Source organism: Microbacterium sp. BF1 (assembly GCF_019279095.1).
GTDB lineage: Bacteria > Actinomycetota > Actinomycetes > Actinomycetales > Microbacteriaceae > Microbacterium > Microbacterium maritypicum.
This window is the reverse complement of record NZ_JAGYWT010000307.1, coordinates 1-2,979: the sequence shown is the minus strand read 5'-3', so window position 1 is coordinate 2,979 and position 2,979 is coordinate 1. Positions and strand designations below refer to the sequence as shown.

At 64.3% G+C, this 2,979-nt stretch carries 4 protein-coding genes and 1 pseudogene; 2 read left to right on the top strand and 3 right to left on the bottom strand.

What is annotated here, in order from left to right; genetic code table 11:
* Positions 1-315 precede the first annotated feature (315 nt).
* Both KZA10_RS11055 and KZA10_RS11050 read right to left on the bottom strand, forming a co-directional pair.
* Positions 316-447 (bottom strand): annotated as a pseudogene (locus tag KZA10_RS11055) (RtcB family protein); the annotation flags it as partial.
* A 133-nt stretch (positions 448-580) separates the two neighbouring features.
* Complete coding sequence (locus KZA10_RS11050) at positions 581-985, bottom strand: VOC family protein (protein ID WP_218682906.1); 405 nt, start codon at positions 983-985, stop codon at positions 581-583.
* A gap of 135 nt (positions 986-1,120) precedes the next feature.
* On the opposite strand from KZA10_RS11050, the gene KZA10_RS11045 reads away from it, so the two are divergent.
* Positions 1,121-2,083: an IS481 family transposase gene (locus tag KZA10_RS11045; RefSeq protein ID WP_218682907.1), complete on the top strand. Its 963-nt coding sequence runs from the start codon at positions 1,121-1,123 to the stop codon at positions 2,081-2,083.
* A 328-nt stretch (positions 2,084-2,411) separates the two neighbouring features.
* Here the strand turns inward: KZA10_RS11045 and KZA10_RS11040 are convergent, their stop codons facing one another.
* Entirely contained in the window at positions 2,412-2,549 is a 138-nt protein-coding gene (locus KZA10_RS11040) for a hypothetical protein (RefSeq protein ID WP_218682905.1), read from the bottom strand.
* Between the two features lie 101 nt (positions 2,550-2,650).
* On the opposite strand from KZA10_RS11040, the gene KZA10_RS11035 reads away from it, so the two are divergent.
* A partial coding sequence (locus KZA10_RS11035; RefSeq protein WP_218682904.1) for a GntR family transcriptional regulator occupies positions 2,651-2,979 on the top strand: 329 nt, incomplete at its 3' end.

Below are 2,979 nucleotides of genomic sequence, written 5' to 3'. Positions count from 1 at the left end.
CAACGACGACCGCCGAGCAGCATTGACGGCTTGGCTCGACCACTACAACCTAGACAGAACCCACCTCGGCATCGGAGGCAAGACCCCTATCGACCGAATCAACAACGGTCGAGGTCAGTACAGCTAGGAGCCAGGAAGCCCTGCGTCCGCCGACCGCCGTGAGCCATGAACGCACTCCGGTAATCCATGTTGCTGGCGATTGCAGAGATGCTCGACTTTCGACGATGTTGCGGTACCGGATCGGCACAAAGGTTCGGTCTAGCCTTCGTTGCGCTGTCATGCTGCACGGGGTTTGCTCATTGTGTAGATAACAACTAGGTGCGCATCAGGCATCAGCGCCAGGTGCGGGTGGATGAACGGTATGCGGGCCGTGGTGTGCGCCTGAGCGAGTGTCTTCTCGTCGATCAGCGACGCCCACGACAGCAGCCGTGCGGAGAGCCTCTCCATGATTCCTTTCCTTGTGGCGGCAACACCGCTGCGATGGGGAGGTTCCGCTGCGCGGTCATCCGTCGACTCCTCGGCTGGTGTGCTGCGCCGGTCGGCACAGCTTTGCCATACTGGGGTGCGACACGCCCCGGCGTCAAGCCTTCTCGCGAGGAGGGTTGTACATGAACTCGACCCGGATGCCGTCGGCGTCCTCGACGAACGAGGCGTAGTAACGCTCCGAGTAGCGCGGGTACTCTTTGGGCCCGCGGATCGCTGTCCACCCGGCCTCGAGCGCGACGGCATGAAGGTGCTCGACCTGCTCGCGCGTCGGCACCGCGAAGGCGATGTGCTGCCAGCCGATACGACCATGACGGTGCGGGGTGGAGTCGTCATCCCAGGCGTAGAGGATGATCTCGGTCTCGTCGCCGTTGTGCCACGAGATGGAGTGGTCGTCCGCACCCCCGCTCTGATATCCGAGAGCGGCGAGGACGGGGTGGAACTGCGCCCGGCCACGCTCGAGGTCGCCGACGGTGATGCCCAGGTGATCCAGAAGAGCCATGCGCCGAGTCTTCCAGGTGCCGCCGACGTCGCACTAGTTGTATTGCCTCGGGACGTTGTGAACGGGTGACGTAAAGCGAGAACCTCCGTGCAGGATGTGGGTTACCACACTCAAATCCTGACCACGGAGGTTCTCGTGACTCACGCTAACGCACCCCTCACCCCGGAAGGACGTCGCCGTCTGGCGGTCCTGGTCGTGGAGCAAGGCTGGAACCTGCGCCGCGCCGCGGAACGGTTCCAGTGCTCGCCCGCGACCGCGAAGAAATGGGCCGACCGCTATCGAGCCGGGGACCTTCTCACGGATCGCTCCTCCCGCCCGCACACCTCTCCGAGCCGGTGCCCGAAACGTGTCGAGCGGCGCATTATCGGGATGCGCTTCACCCGCCGTTGGGGACCGCACCGCATCGCATACCACCTCGGTATCGAGCCCTCTCAAGCCTGGCGCGTCCTGCGCCGCTACCGCATGCCTCACCTCGCGCACCTTGACCAAGCCACCGGCCTCCGCGTCCGGAAGGCGCGCCCACACCGCTACGAACGCGCCGTACCAGGCGACCTGGTCCATGTCGATATCAAGAAACTCGGCCGTATCCCGGACGGCGGCGGACACCGCAAACTCGGCCGCCAAGCCGGCCGCAAGAACCGAGCCGGGGTCGGATACTCCTACTTGCACCACGCCATCGATGACCATTCGAGGCTCGCCTACTCCGAGATCCTCGAAAACGAGAAGAAGGAAACCGCCGCCGGCTTCTGGGCGCGAGCCAATGCCTACTTCACGTCGGTCGGGATCACCGTCACCGAAGTCATCACCGACAACGGGTCCTGCTACCGATCTCACGTCTTTCGTGACGCACTCGAGGACACGAACATCAAGCACCGCCGAACTCGCGCCTACAGGCCACAAACCAACGGCAAGGTCGAACGCTTCAACCGAACCCTCGCCACCGAATGGGCTTACGCGCACACCTACGGCAGCGATGAAGCCAGGGCAGCGACCTACGACGCCTGGCTCCATCACTACAATCACCACAGACCCCACACCGGAATCGGCGGCCAACGCCCCTCAGACCGCGTTCACAACCTCACGGGGCAATACACCTAGGCCCCGCATGAAGGCACACGTCGCGCTACGCGCCACTATCATCGCCCTCCTGCTCCTCGCAGCAACTCTTCCGCCGCTCGCTCGGATCGACGTCTTCCACGACGCGGTCTGGGCGTTCTGGGGCGTTTCTCTCGTACTGGTGATCGTTGCTCTCGCGCTTAGCATCAAGAACTTCGCGCGAAGGCAAGACGGACCACACGAAAGAAGCGAATAAGGAGAACAGAACGTGAGCAGCACTGTTCACTCATGCGAAACGCTCGGCTGTGTCTTTCAGCCGAGCGTTTTGCGTCGCTTGACCTGGGGGTAGGGGCGTGGAAACCGTTGGCAGTTACTCGATCGTGGGTCCGCACGCTGATGTACCGGTCTGCTGGTGCTCCTGCAGCCCGTCTTTACCGTGCACCAGGACGGCACGATTCGCCTCCACGTCCTCGCGGCTGTTCGCGAGGACCTGGACAGTGTCGGGCACCCGGCGGAGACGGGCGGGATTCGGGGCCCTCCCCAACTGTGCATGTCGGCAGCGCGGCCACCCGCAGACGATCCGACCACGGCGCCACCTACGATGAAGGCATGAACCAGCATGGCGTGCTCGCCGACGTGCTCCGACAGCGCATCATCGACGGCGACTTCGCGCCGGGGTCGCGACTGTCCGAGTCCGCCCTCGCCGAGCAGTTCGATGTCTCGCGCAACACCCTCCGTGAAGCGTTCCGTGTGCTCGCCGAGCAGGGACTCGTCGAGCACATCCCGCATCGCGGCGTCTCGGTAGCGTCGCCGACCATCGCCGATGTGATCGACATCTACCGTGCCCGCCGCGTGATCGAGTGCACGGCGCTGCGCCAGTCCGAGCCGGAGCACCCCGCCGTACAGCTCATGCGCGATGCCCTGGCCGAGGCCGAGGA